The 24180-nt window shown below is 63.7% G+C and carries 23 protein-coding genes; 8 read left to right on the top strand and 15 right to left on the bottom strand.

Annotated features, from left to right (window positions below; genetic code table 11):
• Positions 1 to 9: 9 nt before the first annotated feature.
• Positions 10 to 666, top strand: a complete 657-nt coding sequence (locus CO656_RS11345) for a DUF6064 family protein (protein ID WP_097525827.1) — start codon at positions 10 to 12, stop codon at positions 664 to 666.
• Between the two features lie 12 nt (positions 667 to 678).
• On the opposite strand, the gene CO656_RS11340 is transcribed toward CO656_RS11345, so the two are convergent.
• The 7 genes from CO656_RS11340 to CO656_RS11310 all read right to left on the bottom strand — a co-directional run bounded on the left by CO656_RS11340 (position 679) and on the right by CO656_RS11310 (position 7794).
• Positions 679 to 1578, bottom strand: coding sequence for a carbohydrate ABC transporter permease (locus CO656_RS11340; protein WP_037419151.1), 900 nt, complete (start codon positions 1576 to 1578; stop codon positions 679 to 681).
• 10 nt (positions 1579 to 1588) lie between these two features.
• On the bottom strand, positions 1589 to 2521 hold the full coding sequence (locus CO656_RS11335) for a sugar ABC transporter permease (protein ID WP_037419148.1): 933 nt from the start codon (positions 2519 to 2521) through the stop codon (positions 1589 to 1591).
• Between the two features lie 98 nt (positions 2522 to 2619).
• A complete protein-coding gene (locus CO656_RS11330) occupies positions 2620 to 3936 on the bottom strand; it encodes an ABC transporter substrate-binding protein (protein WP_097525974.1) in 1317 nt (438 codons plus the stop codon).
• Between the two features lie 148 nt (positions 3937 to 4084).
• Complete coding sequence (gene ugpC / locus CO656_RS11325; protein WP_097525826.1) at positions 4085 to 5152, bottom strand: sn-glycerol-3-phosphate ABC transporter ATP-binding protein UgpC; 1068 nt, start codon at positions 5150 to 5152, stop codon at positions 4085 to 4087.
• A gap of 70 nt (positions 5153 to 5222) precedes the next feature.
• Entirely contained in the window at positions 5223 to 5999 is a 777-nt protein-coding gene (locus CO656_RS11320) for an SDR family oxidoreductase (RefSeq protein ID WP_097525825.1), read from the bottom strand.
• A 1-nt stretch (position 6000) separates the two neighbouring features.
• Positions 6001 to 6984, bottom strand: a complete 984-nt coding sequence (gene denD, locus CO656_RS11315; protein WP_037419141.1) for a D-erythronate dehydrogenase — start codon at positions 6982 to 6984, stop codon at positions 6001 to 6003.
• A gap of 33 nt (positions 6985 to 7017) precedes the next feature.
• Positions 7018 to 7794, bottom strand: a complete 777-nt coding sequence (locus CO656_RS11310; RefSeq protein ID WP_037419138.1) for a FadR/GntR family transcriptional regulator — start codon at positions 7792 to 7794, stop codon at positions 7018 to 7020.
• Between the two features lie 262 nt (positions 7795 to 8056).
• Here CO656_RS11310 and CO656_RS11305 point away from each other — a divergent pair, with 262 nt between their 5' ends.
• A complete protein-coding gene (locus CO656_RS11305) occupies positions 8057 to 8992 on the top strand; it encodes a DUF817 domain-containing protein (RefSeq protein WP_234819751.1) in 936 nt (311 codons plus the stop codon).
• A gap of 102 nt (positions 8993 to 9094) precedes the next feature.
• Here CO656_RS11305 and CO656_RS11300 read toward each other — a convergent pair whose 3' ends face one another.
• On the bottom strand, positions 9095 to 9772 hold the full coding sequence (locus tag CO656_RS11300; protein WP_097525824.1) for an aldolase: 678 nt from the start codon (positions 9770 to 9772) through the stop codon (positions 9095 to 9097).
• A gap of 18 nt (positions 9773 to 9790) precedes the next feature.
• Positions 9791 to 10792, bottom strand: coding sequence for a LacI family DNA-binding transcriptional regulator (locus CO656_RS11295; RefSeq protein WP_097525823.1), 1002 nt, complete (start codon positions 10790 to 10792; stop codon positions 9791 to 9793).
• Positions 10793 to 11015: 223 nt separating this feature from the next.
• On the opposite strand from CO656_RS11295, the gene CO656_RS11290 reads away from it, so the two are divergent.
• The 4 genes from CO656_RS11290 (at position 11016) to otnK (ending at position 15404) form a co-directional block, all read left to right on the top strand.
• The gene (locus CO656_RS11290) at positions 11016 to 12332 is read left to right on the top strand and encodes an MFS transporter (RefSeq protein ID WP_097525822.1); all 1317 of its coding nucleotides are present in this window, start codon (positions 11016 to 11018) and stop codon (positions 12330 to 12332) included.
• Between the two features lie 69 nt (positions 12333 to 12401).
• A complete protein-coding gene (gene ltnD, locus CO656_RS11285; RefSeq protein ID WP_097525821.1) occupies positions 12402 to 13331 on the top strand; it encodes an L-threonate dehydrogenase in 930 nt (309 codons plus the stop codon).
• A 12-nt stretch (positions 13332 to 13343) separates the two neighbouring features.
• Positions 13344 to 14120, top strand: coding sequence for a 2-oxo-tetronate isomerase (gene otnI / locus CO656_RS11280; RefSeq protein ID WP_097525820.1), 777 nt, complete (start codon positions 13344 to 13346; stop codon positions 14118 to 14120).
• Positions 14121 to 14123: 3 nt separating this feature from the next.
• Positions 14124 to 15404, top strand: a complete 1281-nt coding sequence (otnK, locus tag CO656_RS11275; protein WP_097525819.1) for a 3-oxo-tetronate kinase — start codon at positions 14124 to 14126, stop codon at positions 15402 to 15404.
• Between the two features lie 147 nt (positions 15405 to 15551).
• Here otnK and CO656_RS11270 read toward each other — a convergent pair whose 3' ends face one another.
• The 6 genes from CO656_RS11270 to gcl form a co-directional block, all read right to left on the bottom strand.
• Positions 15552 to 16469 carry a DUF930 domain-containing protein gene (locus CO656_RS11270; RefSeq protein WP_234820253.1) on the bottom strand — a complete coding sequence of 306 codons (918 nt, stop codon included), beginning with the start codon at positions 16467 to 16469 and terminating at the stop codon, positions 15552 to 15554.
• A gap of 101 nt (positions 16470 to 16570) precedes the next feature.
• A complete protein-coding gene (locus CO656_RS11265) occupies positions 16571 to 17062 on the bottom strand; it encodes an ureidoglycolate lyase (RefSeq protein ID WP_097525817.1) in 492 nt (163 codons plus the stop codon).
• Between the two features lie 41 nt (positions 17063 to 17103).
• Positions 17104 to 18372 (bottom strand): glycerate kinase, encoded by a 1269-nt coding sequence (locus tag CO656_RS11260; protein WP_097525816.1) that lies wholly within the window; start codon positions 18370 to 18372, stop codon positions 17104 to 17106.
• A 244-nt stretch (positions 18373 to 18616) separates the two neighbouring features.
• Entirely contained in the window at positions 18617 to 19501 is an 885-nt protein-coding gene (locus CO656_RS11255) for a 2-hydroxy-3-oxopropionate reductase (RefSeq protein ID WP_037419094.1), read from the bottom strand.
• 6 nt (positions 19502 to 19507) lie between these two features.
• On the bottom strand, positions 19508 to 20323 hold the full coding sequence (gene hyi / locus CO656_RS11250; RefSeq protein ID WP_097525815.1) for a hydroxypyruvate isomerase: 816 nt from the start codon (positions 20321 to 20323) through the stop codon (positions 19508 to 19510).
• Between the two features lie 69 nt (positions 20324 to 20392).
• Positions 20393 to 22177: a glyoxylate carboligase gene (gcl, locus tag CO656_RS11245; RefSeq protein ID WP_037419090.1), complete on the bottom strand. Its 1785-nt coding sequence runs from the start codon at positions 22175 to 22177 to the stop codon at positions 20393 to 20395.
• A 166-nt stretch (positions 22178 to 22343) separates the two neighbouring features.
• Between gcl and CO656_RS11240 the strand changes: the two genes are divergently transcribed.
• Positions 22344 to 23165 (top strand): IclR family transcriptional regulator, encoded by an 822-nt coding sequence (locus tag CO656_RS11240; protein ID WP_097525814.1) that lies wholly within the window; start codon positions 22344 to 22346, stop codon positions 23163 to 23165.
• 98 nt (positions 23166 to 23263) lie between these two features.
• On the top strand, positions 23264 to 24100 hold the full coding sequence (locus CO656_RS11235) for a bifunctional allantoicase/(S)-ureidoglycine aminohydrolase (protein ID WP_097525813.1): 837 nt from the start codon (positions 23264 to 23266) through the stop codon (positions 24098 to 24100).
• Positions 24101 to 24180 lie beyond the last annotated feature (80 nt).

Below are 24180 nucleotides of genomic sequence, written 5' to 3'. Positions count from 1 at the left end.
GCGTGGCTGATGTCCGAATGGGGGACCTACACGCTCGCCGACTTCCTGATGTTCTCGCCGCGCGTCTATTTCCGCCTCATCGAACGCTACAATCAGGAATTCTGGCCGCTTCAGCTTGTCTTCATCGCAGGCGCGCTCGCCCTGCTCGTTCCGGCAGCCCTGCAGGCGTCCCGCGCCCGGATTGCGGTTCTCCCGCTCTTCGCCCTGGCATGGGCCTTCTGCGCCTGGCAGTTCCTGTGGACGCGCTATGCCAGCATCAACTGGGCGATGTCCTATGCTGCCGCTGCCTTTTTTCTCCAGTCAGGATTGCTGGTTCTGGCCGCCCTCCTGCCGCGCTCGCCCACCAACTCAGGCGGCCTGCGTCATCACGGCGGCATCGCCCTCGCCGTTTGCGGCCTGCTCGCCTATCCCTTCATCGCCCTTGTCGCAGGCCGTCCGCCCGCCACGGCGGAAACCTTCGGGATGATGCCGGATCCGACGGTTGCAACGACCTTCGGCGCCATGCTGATGGTCGGGCAAAAGAAGCTGTGGCTGCTTCTGCCCATCCCGATCCTGTGGTGTCTCTATAGCGGGCTCACCCTTTGGGCCATGGAGGACCTGGGCGCCCTGGCGCCGTTTGCCGCGGTCCTCGCCATCCTTGTCTTCCTCGTTGCGGGCAAGCGATGATAGGTGAGACCGTCACTCCTTGACCGCGCCGGTCATCGACGAGACGTAATAGTCGACGAAGAACGAATAGAGGATGACCACCGGCAGCGAGCCGAACAGCGCGCCGGCCATCAGCGCGCCCCATTCGAACACGTCGCCGCGCACCAGTTCCGTCAGCACGCCGACCGGCACGGTCTTGTTCTCCGACGATTGGATGAATGTCAGCGCATAGATGAACTCGTTCCAGGACAGCGTGAAGGCGAAGATGCCGGCCGATATCAGGCCCGGCACGGCAAGCGGCAGGATGATCCTGACGAGGATCTGCCAGCGCGTCGCCCCGTCCACCAGCGCGCTTTCCTCGAGCTCGAAGGGGATCGAGCGGAAATAGCCCATCAGCAGCCAGGTGCAGAACGGGATGAGGAAGGTCGGATAGGTGAAGATCAGCGCCAGCTTGGAATCATAGATGCCGAACTTGAAGACGATGAAGGCGAGCGGAATAAACAGGATCGACGGCGGCACCAGATAGGCGAGGAAGATCATCAGCCCGACCGGCCGCGAGCCGGTGAAGCGCACCCGCTCGATCGCATAGGCCGCGAAGATCGACGCCGCCAGCGAAAGGATCGTCGAGCCGACGGCGACCAGCATCGTGTTCCATAGCCAGCCGGGATAGGAGGTCTCGAACAGCAGGTATTTGATGTGGTCGAGCGTCGGGCCGACGACCCAGAAGGGACTGTAATTGTTGTAGTCGGTGAGCTGTGAATTCGGTTTCACCGCCGTGATCGCCATCCAGTAGAACGGGAACAGCAGCACGAAGACGAAGACCGCCATCGGCAGGTAGAGAGTAACGATCCGGCGCGGCAGACGGTTGAGATAGCTCATCCCCTCGGCGGTATCGGTGAGGACCTCGTCCGGTATTCTCGTGGTCGTGTTCATCTTTTCCTCCTCAGTCCTGTCCGCCCTGCTGCCACTTGCGACGCTGCAGGCCGAAGAAGCTGAACATGATGGCGGCGAGCAGGAATGGCACCATGGCGACGGCGATCGCCGCGCCCTCGCCGAGCTGGCCGCCCGGAATGCCACGCTGGAAGGAGAGCGTCGCCATAAGATGGGTGGCGTTCACCGGCCCGCCCTTGGTCAGCACGTAGATGAGCTGGAAATCCGTAAAGGTGAAGAGCACCGAGAAGGTCATCACCACGGCGATGATCGGGGTCAGCATCGGCAGCGTGACGTAGCGGAAGCGCTGCCAGCTGGTGGCGCCATCGAGCGAGGCGGCCTCCTGCAGCGAGGCGGGGATTGTCTGCAGCCCGGCAAGCAGCGAGATCGCCACGAAGGGAATGCCGCGCCAGACATTGGCGGCGATGACCGAGGCGCGCGCATTGGTCGGATCGCCGAGGAAGTTGATCGGCCCGTCGATCAACCCGAGCTGCATCAGCGACCAGGAAATGATCGAGAACTGCGAATCGTAGATCCACCAGAAGGCGAGCGCCGAAAGCACCGTCGGCACCACCCAGGGAAGAAGGACGATGGCGCGGAAGAAGGATTTGAACGGCAGGTTTTCGTTGAGCAGCAGCGCCAGCCACAGGCCGAGCGCGAACTTGAGGATCGACGCCACGAAAGTATAGAGCAGCGTATTGAAGACCGAGAGCCAGAAGACCGAATCCCGTGCCAGGAACGCGTAGTTCTCTAGGCCGATGAAGATGCCATCGCGGCCGATGCGGGTGTCGGTGAAGCCGAGCCAGACGCCGAGCCCCAGCGGATAGGTGAGGAAGCAGATGAGAAAGACGGCGGCCGGCAACATGAACAGCAGGCCGAGCACATTGTTGTTCTGCATCAGCGAAGCCATGGCAGATGGCGCCTTTCCGGACGACGTGATGGACATCGAATTTCTCCGACCAGGAAATGGGTTCAGAAGCAGAGCCGGCGGCCTCGCCGCCGGCGTCATCGGTGGTCGCGGCGGCCGACAGCCGCCACGAGGGATCAGACGCGATAGTAGCGGTTCGCCCGTCGTTCGGCCTCGACAACGGCGTCCTCGGGCGTCATTTGGCCGGTCACTGCGGCTGCGAACATGTCGACCAGGACGTAATCCGCCATAACGCCTGCCGAGGCATAGCCGAGCGGACCGGCATAGCCGTTCGGCCGAAGGGTCTCGGAGGCCTTGGCATAGGGCGCATGGATCGGGTCGGAGGTCCAGACCGGGTTGTTGGCGAAGGCCTTCAGCGGCTGGCAGCAATAGGCACTCGAGCCCTGTATCCAGGCATTCATCTGGTCGGCCTCCATCATGAACTTGATATAGGCCTTGGCCGCTTCCGGATATTGGCTGTGGCTGAAGAGCAGGATCGAGCTCGTCTGGTGAAGCTCGACGCTCTGGCCGACCGGGCCGATCGGGAAGTTGGTGGTGCGGATATCCGCCGCCAAGTCGGCGAGCGCCGCGTCCTTCTTGGCAGCATAGTAGAGCGAGACGCCGTTCGCCGTCAGCGATACCTGGCCGGCGAGGAAGGCGCGGTTGTTGTTGATGTCGAGCCAGCTTTCCGTGCCCGGAATGAAGGTCTCGTAGAGCTGCTTGGCGTAGTTGATCGCCGCCAGCGTCTCGGGGCTGTTGATGGTGACCTTGCCGCCTTCGTCGACCATCTTGCCGCCGTGGCTCCAGAGCAGCCAGTGGGCGTAGTTGTTGCCGTCGCCGACCGCCTTACCGTGCGGGAAGCCGGCCGGCGTGCCCTTGGCCTTCATCGCCTTGCAGAGCTCGAGGAAGCCTGCCGTGTCCTTGGGGAATTCACTGAAGCCCGCCGCTTTCATATGACTGTCGCGGTAGCAGACGGCGTTGCCGATCGCCGTCAGCGGCATGGCGATGAACTTGTCGTCACGAGTCGCATAGCCCTTCACGCCGTCGTACCAGCCGCCATATTTGTTGCCGAGGTAATTGGCGAGTTCGGTGACGTCGACGAGCTTGTCCGGATATTGATGCGCATCGTCGAACCAGCACATCACCATGTCCGGGCCGGAGCCGACATTCGCGGCGACGGCCGCCTTCGGGCGAATGTCTTCCCAGCTTTCCTTGTCAATGCGGACCTCGACGCCGGTTGCCTCGGTGAACTTCTTGGTGTTGGCAAGCCAGGCGTCCTCGTCGCCCTTGACGAAGGGCGTCCACCTCAGAAGCCTGAGGCTTGCGCCTTCTTCCGGCTTGTAGCTCGGCTCGGCGGCTTGCGCGAAGGATGGGCGGATCCCGAGCGGCGAAAGCCCCGTTATACCGGCAATCGCCGCGGAACCTGCGAGAAAGTCACGTCTCTTTATCGGCATTTGGTACTCCTCCTTAAAACAGCGGGAGCATTTCTTCCGCCATTCGCCGTCCCGCTTGGCGAATGCGGCGACCCCGATGCCTGGCATTGCCTGGCATCACCCGCGCGGCATCGAGGAAGGCTCCTCCCCTTCCCCGTCCGCTCGGGCATCAGTCGAATAGTCGCCGTCCGGTTTCGGCGTCGAACAGGTGAACATGGGCGCCATCGATCGCCAGGCGGATCGTTTCGCCGGGCTTGGCAGTCACCCGCTCACGAAACACACAGGTCACCTCGTGGCCGCCGAGCCTGGCGATCATCTGAGTTTCGTAACCGGTCGGCTCGATCACCACGACCTCGGCCGGAAGACCGTTCGGGTCGAGCGACATGTATTCGGGCCTAAGGCCATAAACGAGATCGCGGCCGCGGGCGGCCGCAGCAGGCCGGGCGACGGGAAGCGCCGTGCCGTCGGCGGTCATGAAGGCCGTCGGGTCTTCGGAGTGAAGCCGGCCGCGAATCATGTTCATTGCCGGCGAACCGATGAAGCCGGCGACGAAGAGATTGGCCGGATGGTCGTAGAGCTCGAGCGGTGCGCCGATCTGCTCGACGATGCCGTCATGCATGACCACGATCTTGTCGGCCATGGTCATCGCCTCGATCTGGTCATGGGTGACATAGACCGTCGTCGTCTTCAGCCGCTGGTGCAATTCCTTGATCTCGGCGCGCATGGCGACGCGCAGCTTCGCGTCGAGGTTCGAGAGCGGTTCATCGAACAGGAACACCTGCGGATCGCGCACGATCGCCCGGCCCATGGCGACGCGCTGACGCTGGCCGCCGGAAAGCTGGCGCGGAAAGCGGTCGAGCAACTTCGAGAGGCCTAGAATATCCGCCGCCACGCCGACCCGCTTGTCGATCTCGGCCTTCGGCCTGCTTGCCAGCATCAGCGAGAAGGCCATGTTGTCGGCGACCGTCATGTGCGGATAGAGCGCGTAGTTCTGGAACACCATGGCGATGTCGCGATCTTTCGGCGGCAGCCGGTTGACGACGCGGTCGCCGATGCGGATTTCGCCGGCAGTGATGTTCTCGAGGCCCGCCAACATCCGGAGCAAGGTCGATTTTCCGCAGCCGGACGGGCCGACGAGAATGACGAATTCGCCGTCCTCGATCTCGATGTTGACGCCCTTGATGACCGGAAACTGCCCGAAGGATTTCCGGACATCGACAAAATCCACGCCTGCCATTCGCGTTCCTCCCAGAACTCATTCCTGGCTTCGCCACCATCCCTCCTCGTGGACGGGCGAAGGCTTTGATCTATCCGCGGCCGACCAGCGGCATCTTCGTCGCCATCACCGTCATCGTCAGCACGTTTGCCAAAAGCGGCAGGCTCGCCATGTAGACGACCGCATCGGCGACATGTTCAACGGGAATCGTCGGCTCCGCCGCGATCTCGCCATTGGCCTGCAACACGCCGCTGCTCATCTTCTGCGTCATGTCGGTTGCGGCATTGCCGATGTCGATCTGGCCGCAGGCGATGTCGAAGGGCCGCCCATCGAGCGCCGTCGACTTGGTAAGCCCGGTGATGGCGTGCTTCGTCGCTGTATAGGGCGCAGAATTGGGCCGGGGGGTCGTCGCCGAAATCGAGCCGTTGTTGATGATCCGGCCGCCGCGCGGCTCCTGCGCCTTCATCAGCCGGAAAGCCTGCTGGGTGCAGAGGAAGGCGCCGGTGAGGTTCGCGGCAAGAATTCCGCTCCACTGCTCGAAGGTGACCTCCTCGAGCGGCACCGGCGGCACGCTCGAACCGGCATTGTTGACGAGCAGGTCGAGCCGGCCGAACTCGGCCCGGATCGCGTCGAACAGTGCCGCAACCTGACCGGGGTCGCCGACATCGCAGGCGATTGCCCGGACAACGCCGCCGCTTTCCGCGGCGATTTCGGCAGCCGCTTTCTCCAATACGTCCGGACGGCGTCCGGTGATAACGAGGCGATAGCCTTCGCCACTCAGCCGCCGGGCAATACCGAGGCCGATGCCGGACCCTCCGCCCGTCACCAGCGCAATCTTTCCCTCGCCCGATCTGTTGCCTTGTGCCATGTCAGATCTTCCCTCCGAGTTCATCCTCGACATGGATCCTGATGATCTCGTCGAAGCTGCTTTCGGCCGTGAAGCCCAGCTCGCGCGCGCGTCGCGCGTCGAAATTCGTCGGCCAGCCGGCGACGATCGCGGCGGTGACCGGATCCGGTTCGCGGCGGATGAGCCCCGCGGCCTTCGGGCCGGCAATGCGCTTCAGCGCCTCGATCTCCTCGCCGACCAGCGCCGACAATCCCGGCATGGTCAGGTTGCGCCGCGGCCCGATCCGGCTCGTATCGATTCGACCGGCATGGACGAAGAAACCGACCGCCGAGCGCGGGCTTGCGAACCAGTGCCGGACGCTTTCGTCGACCGGCAGAACGGCCTCCTGCCCGGCGAGCGGCTCGCGCAGGATGTTGGAGAAGAAGCCGGAGGCCGCCTTGTTCGGCTTGCCCGGCCGGACGCAGATGGTCGGCAGGCGGATGCCGATGCCGTCGAAGAGGCCGCGGCGCGAATAATCGGCAAGCAGCAATTCGCAGATCGCCTTCTGCGTGCCGTAGCTCGTCAGCGGTGTCGTGAAGAACTCGTCGCCGATCCTCTCCGGGAAGGGCCGGCCGAAGACGGCGATCGAGGAAGCAAAGATAACGCGCGGGACATAGCGCTCGCGCTGACCTTCGCTGCGGATCGCCTCGAAGAGCCCCCGCGTCCCGTCGAGATTGACGCGGTAGCCCTTGTCAAAATCCGCCTCCGCCTCGCCCGAAACGATCGCCGCGAGATGAAAGATAACGTCCGGCCGGGTCGCGACGAGCTGCCCGGCGCAGCCTTCCGTCGAGAGATCGAGCGCCAGCGCCGTCGAGATCGCGGAATAGGCCGCGGGGACCGGCGGCTCGATCACGTCGACCAGGGTCAGCCGGCCAATCTCATAGCCGAGGGCGTCCGGCTCCGCCGCGAGTTTCTCGACAAGTTTCCGGCCGATCATGCCGGCCGCACCGATGATCATGACATGCATTCGCGGCGAACCTCCTCGTTCGGCCACATCCGGTCACTCCGGATTGCGCGTACCCTTCTGTTTCTGTTTCCTGCCGTTTCCGTCGACGAGCAGTTCCTTCGTCGTCCGATAAATGCGCATGAGGTGCTGGTGAAAGGCCGCGACGACCGCTTCGCGGTCGTGCCGCCGCAGCGCCTCGACGATTTCGCTGTGATCCTTGTAGCTGGCCTCGATCGCGCCCGGGCGCGACATGGCGCTGCGCCGGTAGTCCATCATGTAAGTATAAAGGTCCGTCACAAAATCCGAGAGCAGCGGATTGCCGCAGGCCCTGTAGATCGCCACGTGGAACTCGCGGTCGCAGATTAGGAAGCGCATCGCATCGTCGCCGCAGAGTTTTTGTGCCTCGAGCAGGGTTTCGAGCTTCTTCAGCGCCTCTTCGTCGATGTTTTCCGCGGCGTCGCCCACCACCTTCAGCTCGATATGCTGGCGGGCGGCATGGACGTCCTCGAGATCATAGCTGTCGATGGCGTTGGGTGAAGCGATCGTCACGGTGACGTCGCTGAGATCGACATCGGCGACGCGGCTGCGGCTTCCCTGGGAGACCTCGATGATGCCGCGGGCCGCGAGCGTCTGAATGGCACCGCGCACCGTCTCACGGCTGACATGTAGGACGTTGGCAAGTTCCCGCTCGCCCGGCAGTTCGTCACCCGGGCGGAGCATGTTCGTCGCCACCAGCACCATCAGCTTGTCGGCAATCATCTCGCGCGCCGTGCGGCGGTCGAGGCTGCGCCCCACTTTCGGCATCTGCGTGAGTATCGGACTGCCAGTCATCGGCGCCACTCCTCGACTGATCCACTGGTTGGTCCACCGGATCAGTCATATGAATAGAGGCGGGAAGAGAGCGGCGGTCAAGGCCAGTTCGTTGCGGCGACGCATCAAAAGAATAGGTTGCTGTTGTGCAATGCGAAATTGAACAGGCGCCAGAGGGCCCCGAGATGGGGTCTTTAGAAATAGGCGTCCGCTAGCCTCTTGGACACAAAAAAGCGCAAAACTCTCCTCATCGGTTGTAGCGTAGTTCCAGCAACTAGCACGCATGACAGATCAGCCCAAATTCGAACGCTTCGACGATCTCGGCCATGGTCCGACACCGTCCTTGGACGTAGCGCCCGCACGCCGCTTCACTTCGCTTGAGGCGCAGATAGATGCGGCCGCTCACCGAATACTCGACGCCCTGCCCGCGCACGGCTTCGCAGGTGCCTTGGTTGAATTCACCGTCTTCGGGTTGAAGCAGGCATGGGCGTGCCTGTTCGGCGGACTGCTGCTCGCCCTGATCATCGCCTCTCATCAGTTCTGGCCCGAAGATGCTCTCCTGGCCCGCTATGACTTTCTCTTTCTGGCGGCGCTCGGCATCCAATTTGCAATGCTGGCAGCGAGGCTTGAAACCTCGTCCGAGGCGAAGGTCATTCTGATCTTCCACGTCGTCGGCACGGTCATGGAGGTCTTCAAGACCGCGGCAGGCTCATGGATGTATCCTGAGGAAAGCATCTTCCGGATCGGCGCGGTGCCGCTTTTCTCCGGTTTCATGTATGCGGCTGTCGGCTCCTATCTCGCCCGCATCAGCCGCATCTTCGACATGCGCTACACCCATTATCCGCCGGTCTGGTCGACCGCGCTTCTGGCAGTCGCGATCTATGTCAACTTCTTCAGCCACCACTTCACCATAGACGTTCGCTACGGGCTGTTCGCGGCGACTGCGATAATTTATCTGCGCACTGTGGTGCACTATCGCGTCTTCCGCTTTCGCCACCGCATGCCCTTGATGCTCGGCTTCCTGCTGGTGGCGCTGTTCATCTGGTTCGCAGAGAACATTGCCACATGGTCACGTGCGTGGATCTATCCGTCGCAATCGCACGGCTGGACGCCCGTATCCATCAACAAGCTCGGCGCCTGGTACCTGTTGATGATCATTTCCTTCGTGCTCGTCACGCTGGTACATCGGCCACGCAAACTGGACGAGACGCATCGATAAACCCGGGGGCTGCTCAGACGAGCATCGGCGCACTTGCTCGTAGGCGGCAATGGCAGTTTTCGTGTTTCCTACCGACATTCACCGACGTTGGCAGGCGCAAGCTCAGCCGTGGTCATGCCCTTCGTGATCATGGAGGGACGGAAGATCGAGACCGAAGGTCTTGGCGAGGTCGGTCACCTGGTCCGGGCTAAGATAACGCGGGTTGAGGTTGCGCAGCAGCAGATAGAGCTTCGCCGTCTCCTCAAGTTCTTCGGTGGCGAAGACCGCCGCTTCGAGGCTGTCGCCGGCGACGACCGGGCCGTGATTGGCGAGCAGCACGGAGGAATACTTGCCGGCAAGGCCGCGGATCGCGTCGGCGACCGCCGGATCGCCGGGACGGTAGTAGGGCACCAGCGCCGTTTCGCCGGCGCGCATGAGGTAGTAAGGGGTCATCGGCGGCAGCGCGGCGCGCGGATCGATCTCCGGCAGCATGGTGAGCGCAACCGCGTGGGTCGAATGGAGATGGACGATCGCGCGGGCGCTGCTGCGCGACTCGTAGAGGGCCGTATGGAGCGGTATCTCCTTCGTCGGCTTGTCGCCGGAGACGAGCCTACCCTCGGGATCGAGCCGCGAGATGCGGGCCGGGTCGAGAAAGCCGAGCGAGGCGTTGGTGGGCGTCACCAGCCAGCCGCCATCGTCGAGCCTCAGCGAGATATTGCCGGAGGAGCCAGGCGTCAGCCCGCGCTCGAACAGCGATCGCCCGTAACGGCAGATTTCCTCGCGCAGGCGGCTCTCGGACATGGGGCAGATCCTTTCAATTTAGGCGGTTGCGCCTTCGACCAGCTCGAAGCCGAGATCGACCACCTGGGGTGGCGCGTTGGCAACGACAAGCTCGGCCGCCAACTGCCCCGTCCGGACACGGGGCGTGCGAATGGTCGAGAGCGGCTGCGGCGTCACCCTTCCGATATCGAGGCCGTTATAGCCGAAGATCGCCAGTTGCGAAGGAATCGCGATGCCGCGCGCCAGGCAATGGAAGTAGCCGCCGAGCGCCATGTCGTCGTTCGAAAAATAGACGGCATCGAGATCGGCGTGCCGGGCGAGCAGCCGCTCCAGGCCCAGCCGTCCGCTCTCCACCGACGACGCACCCGAACAGATTTCCCGCCCGACCAGCGGCGTGCCGGAAGAGGCGAGCTTTTCGCAGAAGGCGGCGAAGCGCTTGCCGGCGCGGGTATCGCGTTCGAGGTCATGGCCGACATAGCCGATGCGGCGATAGCCCCGCTTCAGCAGGAATTCGGCACTGGCGCACCCCGCTGCACGATTGGAAAAGCCGACTGCCAGATCGACGGCCGTGCCGTCGACATCGAGCACTTCGGCCACCCGGCAGCCGCTGGCGCGCAGCATCTTCAGCGTCCCTTCCGAATGTTCGAAGCCAGCGAGCATCACTGCCGTCGGTCGCCAGGCGAGCATGGCGGCGACAAGCCCCTCCTCGCGCTGCGGATCGTAGTCGGTCACCGAAAAAACGGCCTGATGCCGGTTCGCCTCCAAGACGCCGCTTGCCCCGCGCAGCACGTCGGGGAAGACGATGTTGGAGAGCGACGGAATGACGAAGGCGACGAGCCGCGATCCGGCGGAAGCAAGCGTTCCGGCAATCCGGTTCGGCACATAGCCGAGCCGCTCGACGGCCTCCATCACGCGCTCCCTCGCCTTGCGCGAAAACGAACCCTCGTTTCTGAGGACGCGCGAAACCGTGCTTTCGCCTACGCCGGCGGCCGCGGCGACCTCGGCAAGCGTGACCGTGCTGTGCTTGAAATCGAAATCCACGTCCGACTCCACTCTCCCGCTGCGGCCGCCCCATCGCTCCTCATCGCTGACGGACCGCCTTGTCTTTTTCAGATACGCCATTTGTTTTGGCAGCGCTACCATTTTTAATTTGGCAGCGCTGCCAAATTGCGCTAGGGAAAAGTGGCAGCGCTGCCAATCCTTGGCGCCGTATCGTCGGATTGCCTAGGGGAGGCGCCGGCGAAACTACTGGAGGAGGAAAATCATGACCCTGGAAACCCAGGCGCCGATCGACGGCGCCTATGCAGCTCGATCGGTGGAGGACCGCGCCTATAGCAAGGTCTTTTGGCGCATCATCCCTTTCCTCATGCTCTGCTACGTGGTCGCCTATCTCGATCGCGTCAATGTCGGCTTCGCGAAACTGCAGATGTCGAGCGAGCTCGGCCTTTCGGAAGCGGCCTACGGCATCGGTGCCGGTATCTTCTTCATCGGCTATTTCCTGTTCGAGGTGCCGAGCAACGTCATCCTCAACAGGGTCGGCGCCCGGGTCTGGATCGCCCGCATCATGATCACCTGGGGCGTCATCTCCGCTGCCTTCATATTCACCACCTCGGAAACCGTGTTCTACATCCTGCGCTTCCTGCTGGGTGTCGCCGAAGCAGGGTTTTTCCCTGGGATCATTCTCTACCTGACGACCTGGTATCCGGCGCATCGGCGCGCCAAAATCATCACCACCTTCATGTCGGCGATCCCGATATCCTCCATCTTCGGTAATCCCCTTTCCGGCCTGCTGATGGACAGTTTCCACGGAACGCACGGCCTTTCCGGCTGGCAGTGGATGTTCCTGATCGAGGCCATTCCTGCGGTCGTTTTCGGTGTCGCCACGTTCTTCTATCTCGATGACGCCATCGGCCACGCCAAGTGGCTGACGAAGGAAGAGAAGAAGGTGCTGAGCGCCAATATCGACGCCGAGAACCGGACCAAATTGTCGAGCCCACACAGCATCGCCGGCACGCTGACCGACCGCCGCGTCTGGCTGATGTGCCTCATCTATTTTTGCTTCGTGCTCGGACAATACGGCCTAAATTTCTGGATGCCGACGCTCGTCAAGGCTACCGGCGTCACCGGAAACCTGAACATCGGCCTGATATCCGCCATCCCCTATATCTGCACCTTCATCGCCATGCTGGCGCTCGGGCGCTCGTCCGACCGGTTGCGCGAACGGCGCTGGCACCTCGTCGTTCCGGCCCTCATCGCCGCCGGCGGGTTCGTCGCGGCGACGACGGCGACGAGCACCACGCTCGCGATCGTCTGCCTGTCGCTGGCTGCAGCCGGTGCCATCAGCTGCGCACCGCTTTTCTGGTCCCTGCCGACGGCATTTCTCGCCGGCACCGGAGCAGCGGCCGGCATCGCCTGGATCAACTCGGTCGGCAATCTCGCCGGTTTCCTCGGGCCATTCCTGGTCGGCTATCTCAAGGACTTCACCGGCAGCAACAGCGCCGGCATGTATCTCCTTGCCGCGGCGCTGGTCATCGGTTCGCTGGCTGTGCTGGCGGTTCCCGCAAAGACCGTGAACCGGTAAGCTCCAACCGCGCCGCCGGATTCGGTCCGGCGGTGCCCGCCTGCCACATCAGGGATGGAGAGTCTATTCATGTCATCGCATGCTGAAAGTCCCGAACGCGTCACCGCGGCGGTGATCGGTCTCGGATCGATGGGCTTCGGAATGGCCCAGTCCATGAAGCGCGCCGGCCTCGATGTCGTCGGCTACGACATTGCTGCGGCAGCGGTCGAGCGCTTCGCCGCCAAAGGCGGCCGCGGTGCGAATACGCTGCGCGAAACCGTGGCCGATGCCGATATTGTCGTTTCGGTGGTCGTGAATGCCGCCCAGACCGAGGCCGTCCTGTTCGGCGCAGACGGCATCGCCGCGGCCATGAAGCCCGGCGCGGTCTTCGTCTCGTCGGCGACCATGGATCCGGCAATTGCACGCCGCCTGGCGGAGCAGCTCGAAGCGCTCGGCTTGCACTATCTCGATGCGCCGATCTCCGGCGGCGCCGCCCGCGCCGCGAAGGGCGAGCTGACGATCATGGCGTCGGGCTCGCCGCAAGCCTTCGCTGCAGCCCGCCCCGCGCTCGACGCAATGGCCGCCAAGGTCTACGAGTTGGGAGACGCTGCGGGTACCGGCGCGGCCTTCAAGATGATCAACCAGCTTCTGGCCGGCGTGCATATCGCAGCCGCCTGCGAAGCCATCACCTTTGCCGCCAAGCAGGGCCTCGACCTCGACAAGGTCTACGAGGTGATCACCGCCTCGGCCGGCAATTCCTGGATGTTCGAGAACCGCGTCTCGCATGTGCTCGCCGGCGACTACACGCCGCTCAGCGCCATCGAGATCTTCGTCAAGGACCTCGGCATCGTCCAGGACATGGCGCGCGCCGAGCGCTACCCGGTGCCGCTGGTGGCGGCCGCCCTGCAAATGTATCTCGCCGCTTCCGGCGCCGGCATGGGGCGCGACGACGATTCCTCGCTTGCGCGGCTCTACGCCCAGCTTTCCGGCGCCAAGCTGCCCGGCATGGACAAGGGATAAAGGACGTTCGACATGCCCGTTTTCGCCGCCAATCTGACGATGATGTTCAACGAGTGGTCGTTCCTAGACCGCTTCGACGCCGCCGCGGAAGCGGGTTTTACTGCCGTCGAATATCTCTTCCCCTACGAGGCACCGCCGGAGGCGATCGCCGAACGGTTGACTCGCAACAAGCTTGAGCAGGCACTCTTCAACCTGCCGCCCGGCGACTGGGCGGCGGGCGAGCGCGGCATCGCCGCCCTTCTCGGCCGCTTCGAGGCGCTGAAAGTCGATGTCGAGCGCGCACTCGACTATGCGGCAGCGACGGGCGTCAAGCGGCTGCATCTGATGGCGGGTCTCGCAGATCCCTCCGACGAGGAGGCCGTAGCCTGCTATCAGCGTTCCGTGATCTACGCCGCCGAGCGCCTCGCTGAGAAAGATCTCGACCTGCTGCTCGAACCGATTAACGGCCGCAACATGCCCGGCTATTTCCTCAACGACTTCGGCGCCGCCGAACGGTTGATCACCGAGCTGAACCTCGCCAACCTGAAGCTCCAGTTCGACATCTACCATCGCCAGATCATCCATGGCGATGTCGCGATGGCGCTCCGACGTCTCATACCGATCACCGGCCACATCCAGATCGCCAGCGTGCCGTCGCGGCAGGAGCCGGACGACGAAGAGCTGAACTACCCCTATCTCTTCGCCGAGATCGACCGGCTCGGCTACACCGGCTTCGTCGGCTGCGAATACACCCCGCGCGGCGGAACGCTCGACGGCCTTGCCTGGTTCAAACCCTTTGCACGGAGCTGACCAATGACAATCCTTTTGGGATCGATCGCCGACGACTACACGGGCGCCTCCGACCTCGCCAATACGTTGACGAAGAACGGCCTGCGCACGGTGCAGACGGTCGGCATTCCCGATCCGGCGCTCGCCCTGCCCGACGTCGACGCAGTGGTCGTCTCGCTGAAGATCCGCTCTGTTGCCGCCGACGAGGCTGTCGCTGCGGCAAGCAGGGCGGAACGGTGGCTGCGCGACCGCGGCGCCGCCCATGTTCTCTACAAGATCTGCTCGACCTTCGATTCCACCGATGAGGGCAATATCGGCCCGGTGACCGAGGCGCTGGCGAAAGCCGCGGGCGGCGGCATCGCGCTCGTCACCCCGGCCTTTCCGGAAACCGGCCGGACCGTCTATCTCGGCCATCTTTTCGTCAACGGACAGCCGCTCGACGAAAGCCCCCTCAAGGACCATCCGCTCAATCCGATGCATGACGCCAATCTGGTTCGCGTCATGGGCCGGCAGTCTCAGGGCAAGATCGGCCTCGTCGACCTGGCGACGATCATGGCCGGCCCCGCCGCCGTAACGGCCCGGCTCGATGCCCTGGGCGCGGAAGGAACTTCCGCCGCCCTTGCCGACGCGATCTCGGAGCGCGACCTCGAAACGCTCGGCGAGGTGGCGCTGCGGACGCCCGTATCGACCGGCGCCTCCGGCCTTGGGCTCGGCCTCGCCCGCGCCATCGTGCGCTCCGGTCGCGCTTCTTCGGCAGGCACAGCCACGACGGATGCCGTGCGCCCCGTCGGGGGACTTGCCGCCATTGTCGCCGGCAGCTGCTCGGCAGCAACGCTGCGGCAGCTCGAGATTGCCGAACGCTCCATGCCGGTGCTGCGGCTCGACACGGAGAAGCTGCTCAGAGGGTCCGATGAAATTTCCGCGGCGATCGCCTGGGCCGGCGAGCGGATTTCCGCAGGCCCGATTGTCATTGCCGCAAGCGCCTCGCCCGATGTGGTCTCACGCCTGCAAGCGCATTATGGGCGCGAAGCGTCCGGCCACGCGATCGAAACCGCAACTGCAACCGTCGCCAGCGAACTGGTGGCGCGCGGCGTCAAGCGCCTCGTCGTCGCCGGCGGCGAGACCTCCGGCGCAACGGTCGACAGGCTGGCCATCCCCGCCTTCCTGATGGGCCCCGAGATCGCTCCCGGCGTGCCGGTTCTTCGCACCGTCGGCAATGCCCAGGGCGACATGCTGCTGGCGCTGAAGTCCGGCAATTTCGGCGGCGACGACTTCTTCGCCACGGCGCTGGCGATGATGCGCTGAGGCCCGCAACCACCCGGCAGGCCTTCCTCGATCCTCATTCCTGTGCTCGTCACAGGAATCCTGTGTGTATGATCTGTGGTAGATGGGTGCGGGTGGAAGGAATCCGTCAAGCTCATTTCGCCATTATCTGAAAGACGCACCGCGCTCTCACTCCTTCGGCAGCTGGCGCGTGCTCCACTCGCCCCTGGGAATCGCCTTACCGATCGCAAAGCTGAAGGAGGCGACCGACGTCGTCTCCGAGTTGACCTCGCATTTGAAGTCGATCGTGTACCATTTTCCCCGGCTGCGGAAGGCGCCGCCGCTGGCATTGAGACCCGAAGCCGAAACCATACCGCCGATCGGTCCAAACGGGACAAGCATGTCCGGAAAGGCATCAGGTCTCTCTCGGCGCACCTGTTCGAGCGCCTCGATGGTGCAAAGCTGCACGATCCGCCTCTTCGGCGGCAGCCGTCCCATCGCCTGTTTGACGCGGGGGTCCGACAGGGCATCCTTGGAATAGATTTCCTTCGCCTCGACCAGATTGCTCGACTGGCGCTCGGAGGCGGTCTCTGCCGGCTTTTGCGCCGCATCCGCCTTCGCTTCTTCCGGCAGCGGCTTCTCGCTGAGAACAGGCGCTCCTTGACGCGCTGGAGCAGCCTCGTCCGACTTGTTTACCGCGTCCTTGGCTTCGACGCGCAACTCAGCCAATGCCGTTCTAGTTTCGGATGGCTTGTCGGCGTTGTCCTTCCTGGCAGAGGGAGCACTTGCCTGCTCAGCCGGTGTCTTGGGCCTCTCGATCCTGCTTGGCGCGGTGGGCGGCAATTGCGGCTGCGGCGGCTTTTCCTTGTCAACCTCAGACGAAGCGGATTCGAATACCTGTGGCTGCGCCCGGGATGACTGAGGCCTTGGCTGGTTCGATTTTTCCTGTGGCTTTTCCTCAGGCTTCGGCGGCGGAACAAGCTCGACATTGATGCTTTGCTCTTTTGCAGGCGGCGCATGCTCCGGCAGCCGAACGAGAAGCAGGAAGGCCAGCGCCAGATGCAGGGCGACCGAGGTCGGAATGCCCCACCCGGTTTCTCCCCACATTGTTCTGGCCGTCTGCAGCATTGCTCAATGGATCACGGACTCGATCGCCCGAACCTAAGAGCTTGATGGCCCCGCAACAAGGGCGCAGGCGACAATGTCCGTCACGCGTACTCGACCCGATAGGGCGTATCGAAGAAATGCTCCTCCAGATTGCAACCTTCGCCGCCGCGGTCGACGACGACGAAATCGGAGACGCCGTAGAGCGGCGTCAGAATGCCGTGCCAGACGTTGCGGGCGATGTTGACGCCCTGGCCGGACGCCGTCTCGAAAGCGATTGGTTCGCCCGGCCTGCCTCCCTCATCCGGAGCGACCACGACAAGAAAGGCGTTCTCCGTCAGCGGCACGAAGGCCTGGCTGCCAAGGGGGTGGCGCTCCACCATCCTGAGCGGCAGCGGAATCTCGTAAGGCTCGCCGCGCAGCAGGCTGATCAGGGCGCGCGCCTCCGGGCCGGTCGTCTCGACCGTTGCGAGATCGTGGTAGCGGATGCATTTGCCCGCATTGATGGGGAAGCTCTTTGCCTCGTCGACTTCGATCACGTCGCCGAAGGGGGCGAATTCGGCCCGCGACAGGGGCCGGATCGGCAGGGATTTCATCGCATTTCCTCCCGTTTGTTGTCGTTTGCTCCCGGCCGCGCTCATTGGATCAGCATCGCCCGAAAGTCGTTGATGTTGGTGCCGGTCGGCCCGGGCTTGAAGAGGTCGCCGAGCGCATCGAAGGCCGACCAGCTGTCGTTGCGCTGAAGCAACGCCGCCGCATCGATCCGCTGCTGAAACAGCCGGGCGATCGTCGTGGCGTCGGCGAAAGCGCCGGCATTGTCCTCCGAGCCATCGATCCCGTCGGTGTCGGCCGCCAGCGCCGAAATGCCGCCGACGCCGTCAATGCCGAGAGAGAGCGACAGCAGGAACTCGCTGTTGCGACCGCCTCGGCCGGCGCCTCTCACCGTCACGGTGGTTTCGCCGCCGGAGAGCAGGACAACCGGCTTTTCGAAGGGACGGCTGCGGGTCGCCACCTCGCGCGCAATCGCCGCATGCACCAGCCCGACATCACGGGCCTCGCCCTCGATCGAATCCGAAAGAATAATTGCCTCGACGCCTGAGGCACGCGCTTGGGTCACGGCCGCCTCCAACGAGACGCCGGCCGAGGCGATCAGCCGAACCTCGTTTCGGGCAAAACGCGGATCGTCAGGCCTTGGTGCATCCGCCGCTTCACCCGCCAGCCATGTGTGAACGCGTTCCGGCAGCGCCAAGCGGTAGCGCTCGATGATTTTCAACGCATCGGCACGCGTACTGTTGTCGGCGATCGTCGGACCGGAGGCCACCAATGCCGGATCGTCGCCGGGTATGTCGGAGACGACGAGCGATACGACCCGCGCGGGGTAAGCGGCAGCGGCCAGCCGCCCGCCCTTGATCACCGAGACGTGCTTGCGCACGGCATTCATCGCCCGGATCGGCGCGCCCGAAGCCAGCAAGGCGCGGTTGACGGCAATTTCGTCCTCGAGCGAGAGCCCTGGCGGCGGCAGCGGCAGCAGCGCCGAACCGCCGCCGCAGATCAGCGCCACGACGAGGTCGTCCTTCGTCAGGCCGCCGACCTCGGAAAGCAGTCGTTTCGAGGCCTGGAGCCCGCTTTCATCCGGCAAGGGGTGCGAGGCTTCGAGCACGTCGATGTGTCTGCAAGGAACACCGAAACCGTAGCGCGTTACGACGGCGCCGCTGAACGGCCCTTGCCACAGTGCCTCGAAGGCCTGCGCCATCTGTGCAGCACCCTTTCCGGCGCCAATGACCACGGTGCGGCCCCTAGGCCGTTGCGGCAGATTGGCCGCAAGAACGCGCGCCGGATCGGCGGCGGCGACCGCCGAAGCGAACAACGATTCCAGGAATTGACGCGGATCGGCGATGACGGCCATTTTTCCTCCTGTTCGCAAATGCCCGGGCGGCGGCTCCTCCTTCCGCCGCCCGGATGCATGATTGCCGCAGTGGATGGGGACGCCCGCCGGGCCGATCATGCGCGATTCTAAAGCATGGAGCGGGGTGCGGGCGGAAAACCGCACACACTTTCCTCATCCCGCTCCAGCGCAGCGCCCGAAATCGGCATCGATTTTCGGAAAGCACGATGCCTAGATTCAACGTGTTACAGCGCCGCGCTGTAGTTCAGGCGACCTCGTGGTTCGCCATGCGCTCAAGCGCCCGAACCAGACCCGAATGGTCGAGGCCGCTGTCGCCATTGGCGGCGCAGTTGTTGAAGAGCTCCTGCGTCGCCGCCGTGTTCGGCAGCGAGATGCCAAGGCTCTTCGCCCCCTGCAGCGCCAGGTTCAGATCCTTCTGGTGCAGCGAGATGCGGAAGCCCGGCTCGAAGGTCCGCTTAATCATCCGATCGCCGTGAACCTCGAGAATCCGCGAAGAGGCAAAGCCGCCCATCAACGCCTCGCGGACGCGGGCCGGGTCGGCGCCCGCCTTGGAGGCGAAGACCAGCGCCTCGGAAACCGCCTCGATTGTCAGCGCGACGATGATCTGGTTGGCAACCTTGGTGACCTGGCCGTCCCCGCAATCGCCGACGAGGGTGATGTTCTTGCCCATCAGCTTGAACAGCGGCAAGGCGCGCTCGAAGGAGTCCGGCGTGCCGCCGGCCATGATGCTGAGCGTAGCATTCTTGGCACCGACCTCACCGCCCGAAACCGGCGCGTCTATATATTCCGCCCCGGTTTCGCGGATCCGCCTGGCGAACTCCTTCGTCTCGATCGGCGAAATCGAGCTCATGTCGATGACCAGCTTGCCCTTGCCGAGGCCATAGGAAACGCCGTTCTCGCCGAAGAGAACATCCTTCACTTCCGGCGTGTCCGGCAGCATCAGGATGATCGTGTCGACGGTTTCGGCGAGCGCCTTCGGCGTTTCGGCGAACTGTAGGCCATGATCAAGCAGTTCCTGACGCGGCGGGATCGCGAATTTCGACGTGATGATGGTGTGGCCTGCATCCTGCAGGTGGCGCGCCATCGGCGTGCCCATGATGCCCAGTCCGATAAAGCCGATAGATGCCATTTTTGCTTAGCTCCTGATCTTGATGATGTCTGCGGATCGGTTGCGCTTGCGCTCGGCCCCGAGCCAGCCGAGCCCCTCCGTCGTGGTCGTGCGCGGCTTGTATTCGCAACCGATCCAGCCCTCGTAGCCGGCGGCTTCCAGCGCATCGAAAACGAAGGGGTAGTTAATCTCGCCGGTGCCCGGCTCGTTGCGGCCCGGATTGTCGGCGAGCTGGACATGCGCAATCCGGTCCGAATAGCGCTTATAGGTGCCGATCAGTTCGCCCTCGGTCCGCTGCTGGTGGTAAAGGTCGCACTGTATGAACAGGTTATCGCTGCCGACCTCCTCGATGATCGCGGCCGCCTGCCCAACCGTATTGAGATAAAAGCCGGGAATGTCGAAGCGGTTGATCGGTTCGATCAGCAGGCGGATGCCATGCTTGCCGAGTTCGCTCGCCGCGAGCCTCAGATTGGCAACAAGGGTCGTGCGCAGCACGCGGTCCGGCACTCCGTCCGGCGCGATGCCGACGAGGCAATTGACCTGCTTGCAATCGAGCGCCATCGCATAATCGATGGCGGTTGCGACACCCCTGCGGAATTCGTCGATCCGATCCGGCAGGATGGCGATGCCGCGTTCGCCGCGCGCCCAGTCGCCGGCGGGAAGGTTGTGAAGAACCTGCGTCAGTCCGTAGCGTTCGAGAGCGCTGCGCAAGGCTATTTTCTCGAATTCATAGGGAAACAGATATTCCACGCCTTCGAAGCCAGCCTTGGCGGCAAGTGCGAAGCGGTCGAGGAACGGCGCCTCATTGAACAGCATGGTCAGGTTTGCCGCAAATCTCGGCATGCGGTTACTCCTCTGGAAGGGGAAGCAGGATGCGGCCGGAAGACCTCCCTCATCCTGCTGTTGATGGTTTCAATCGAGCAGGGCGGCGATTGCGGTCGGCGCGTCCTCGCCGCGTTCGGCAAGCTCCTCGAACTCGACGACCGCATTGATGTCGGCGCCCATGGCGATGTTGGTGACGCGCTCGAGGATGAATTCGATGACGACCGGCACCTGGTGTTCCTCCATCAGCGCCTGCGCCCGTTCGAAGGCATCGGCGAACTCATTGGGGTTCCTGACGCGGATCGCCTTGCAGCCGAGGCCTTCGGCGACGGCCACGTGATCGACGCCGTAACCCTTCTCGGCGTCGCCGTTGGCATTGATGTTGTCGAAGGCGAGGCTTACCTCGAAGTCCATGTCGAAGCCGCGCTGGGCCTGACGGATCAGGCCGAGATAGGAGTTGTTGACGACGACATGCAGGTAGGGGAGCTTGTGCTGCGCCCCGACCGCGAGTTCCTCGATCAGAAACTGGAAATCGTAGTCGCCCGAAAGCGCGACGATCGGGCGGTTTGGGTCCGCGGCGCGGACGCCGAGCGCTGCCGGCAGCGTCCAGCCGAGCGGACCCGCCTGACCGCAGTTGATCCAATTGCGCGGTCTGTAGACATGCAGGAACTGCGCCCCGGCGATCTGGCTCAAGCCGATGGTCGAGACGTAGCAGGTGTTACGGCCGAAGGCCTTGTTCATCTCCTCGTAGACGCGCTGGGGCTTCAGTGGCGTCTGGTCGTAATGGGTCTTGCGCAGCATGGTGCGCTTGCGTTCGCGGCATTCGGCCGCCCAGGCAGACCAGTCTCGCAACTTGCCGGCAGTCTTCCATTCGGTCGCAACGTCGAGGAAGAGTTTGAGGGCGGCGCCTGCATCCGAGACGATGCCGAAATCCGGCGCGAAGACGCGGCCGATCTGCGTCGGCTCGATATCGACATGGATAAACTTGCGTCCTTCCGTATAGATCGGGACGTTACCGGTGTGGCGGTTGGCCCAGCGGTTGCCAATGCCGAAGACGAAATCCGAGGCAAGCAGCGTCGCGTTGCCGTAGCGATGCGAGGTCTGCAGACCGCACATGCCGGCCATCAACGGGTGGTCGTCGGGGATCGCGCCCCAACCCATCAGCGTCGGGATGACCGGAACGCCGGTGATCTCGGCAAATTCGGTGAGGAGGTCCGACGCATCCGCATTGATGATGCCGCCGCCGGCGACGATCAGCGGCCGTTCCGCCGCGTTCAGCATGGCAAGCGCTTTTTCGGCCTGGACGCGCGTCGCGGCCGGCTTGTAGGGCGCGAGCGGCTCATAGGTCTCCGGATCGAACTCGATCTCGGCAAGCTGGACGTCGACCGGCAGGTCGATCAGAACCGGACCGGGACGGCCGGAGCGCATCAGATGGAACGCCTTCTGGAAGACGAAGGGAACGAGCGCCGGCTCCATGACCGTGACCGCCCACTTGGCGACGGGCGCCGCGATCTTGGCGATGTCGACTGCCTGGAAATCCTCCTTGTCGAGACGCGCCCGCGGCGCCTGTCCCGTGATGCAGAGGATCGGGATCGAATCGGCCGAGGCCGAGTAGAGGCCGGTAATCATGTCGGTGCCGGCCGGGCCGGACGTGCCAATGCAGACGCCGATATTGCCGTGCTTTGCCCGCGTGTAGCCCTCGGCCATGTGGGAGGCGCCTTCGACGTGACGGGCGAGAATATGGCGGATCGATCCGCGCGCTTTGAGCGCCGAATAGAGCGGATTGATCGCCGCCCCCGGGACCCCGAAGGCACAATCGATCCCCTCCTTTTCCAGAACATGAACCGCTGCATCGACAGCACGCATCTTGGCCATGGGAACTCCTCCTGTTGAGTGGGATGCTAACCCATATGCCGCGGCGATCAACAAATTTATGGAAATCATTCCCATCATGTGGAAATAAACATCTTCAACAAATATGAGAAAATCAGACGCAATCGCGATAGAGCATGATGATGAGAAGCGATTTGGAGTCGGACTGATGGAGTCGACAGTCAAAGGCAAGCGCGGGCGCAAGGCGGCAGAGAATGCCGCCCCCTCCTCCGTCCAGGTTCTGGACCGGAGCCTGTCGCTGCTTGCCATCGTCGCCGAGGGTGACGGCTCGACCCTGACTTCTCTCTCGGAGCGGACCGGCATGGCGCCCTCGACGGTGCACCGGCTGCTCAGTTCGCTTGCCAGTCACGGCATGGTGACGAACGACGGCGACACCGGCACCTGGACCGTCGGCGTCAAGGCCTTCGAGATCGGCAATGCTTTCCTGCGCTTCCGCAAGCTCGGCACGATCAGCCGGCCCTTCCTGAAGCAACTGATGGAGAAGAGCGGCGAGACGGCCAATATCGGCATCGAGGACGACGGCGACGTGGTTTTCATATCCCAGGTCGAGAGCCACGCGCCGATGCGCGCCTTCTTCCGCCCCGGCCGCCGCGGGCCGATCCATGCATCCGGTATCGGCAAGGCGATCCTCGCCACATGGTCGGACACCGAGATCGCCAAGGCACTTAACGGCAGAACGCTTGCGCACTTCACCGAGCGCACACTCGATACGCTCCCGGCGCTCCTCGCCGATATCACGGAGATCCGCTTTCGCGGCTGGTCGATCGACGACGAGGAGCATACGCTTGGCATGCGCTGCATCGCGGCGCCCGTCTTCAACGAATATGGCGAGGCGATCGGCGGCATCTCGATCTCCGGCCCCACGGTCCGCATCGACGACGCCAAGCTCACGATCATCGGGCCTGTCGTCCGCCGGACAGCCGACGCGTTGACGCACGCCATCGGCGGGCACAGACCGGAGGAGCGCTAGTAAAACCCCCTGGCCTGCCGACAAACGGCGCCACAGCGATTTACCACCGCCGGGATCGGCAGAGCCCGGCTCACCAGCCACCCCGATAGGCGAGAAAGATGAAGAGCAACTACTATTTCCCCGAAGGCGGGCATCCGCCGCAAACGAACCTGCTGACGGATCGGGCGGTGTTCACCGAAGCCTATGCGATCATTCCGAAGGGGGTGATGCGCGACATCGTCACCAGCTACCTGCCGCATTGGACGAATACCCGTCTGTGGGTCCTCTCGCGTCCTCTGTCAGGCTTCGCCGAAACATTCTCGCAATACATCATGGAGGTCGGGCCTTCTGGGGGAAGCGACCAACCTGAAAGCGATCCGCGCGCAGAAGCCGTGTTGTTCGTGGTCGACGGCGAGTTCCGGCTGACGATCGGCGGTGAGACCCACCGGATGCAGCCCGGCGGCTACGCCTTCATCCCGCCCGGCGCCGACTGGAGCCTCCACAATGACGGTTCCACGCCGGCCCGATTCCACTGGTTCCGCAAAGCCTACGAAAAGGTCGATGGAATCCCTCTCCCCGAACCGATCGTCACCAACGAACGTGAAATCACCCCGACGCCGATGCCCGATACGGACGGCCGCTGGGCGACGACCCGCTTCGTCGATCCGTCCGACATGCGCCACGACATGCATGTGACGATCGTCACTTTCGAGCCGGGCGGCGTCATTCCCTTCATGGAGACCCATGTGATGGAACACGGCCTCTACGTTCTCGAGGGCAAGGCGGTCTACCGCCTCAACGCCGATTGGGTCGAGGTCGAAGCCGGCGACTATATGTGGCTCAGGGCCTTCTGCCCGCAGGCCTGCTATGCCGGCGGTCCGGGCAAGTTCCGTTATCTGCTCTACAAGGACGTCAACCGCCATATGGCGCTCGGCACGCCGGGTCGGTGCGCTTGAGCTGAGCCACGCGAGCCGGGGCACTTCGTTGCGGCTCGCGTCAGCCGATATTGCGGGTTCGATGGATAAGCCATAGCTTG

Source organism: Sinorhizobium sp. FG01, assembly GCF_002531875.1.
Classification (GTDB): Bacteria; Pseudomonadota; Alphaproteobacteria; order Rhizobiales; family Rhizobiaceae; genus Sinorhizobium; species Sinorhizobium fredii_C.
The sequence above is the reverse complement of the archived record's forward strand: the minus strand, read 5'-3'. Positions and strand labels throughout refer to the sequence as shown.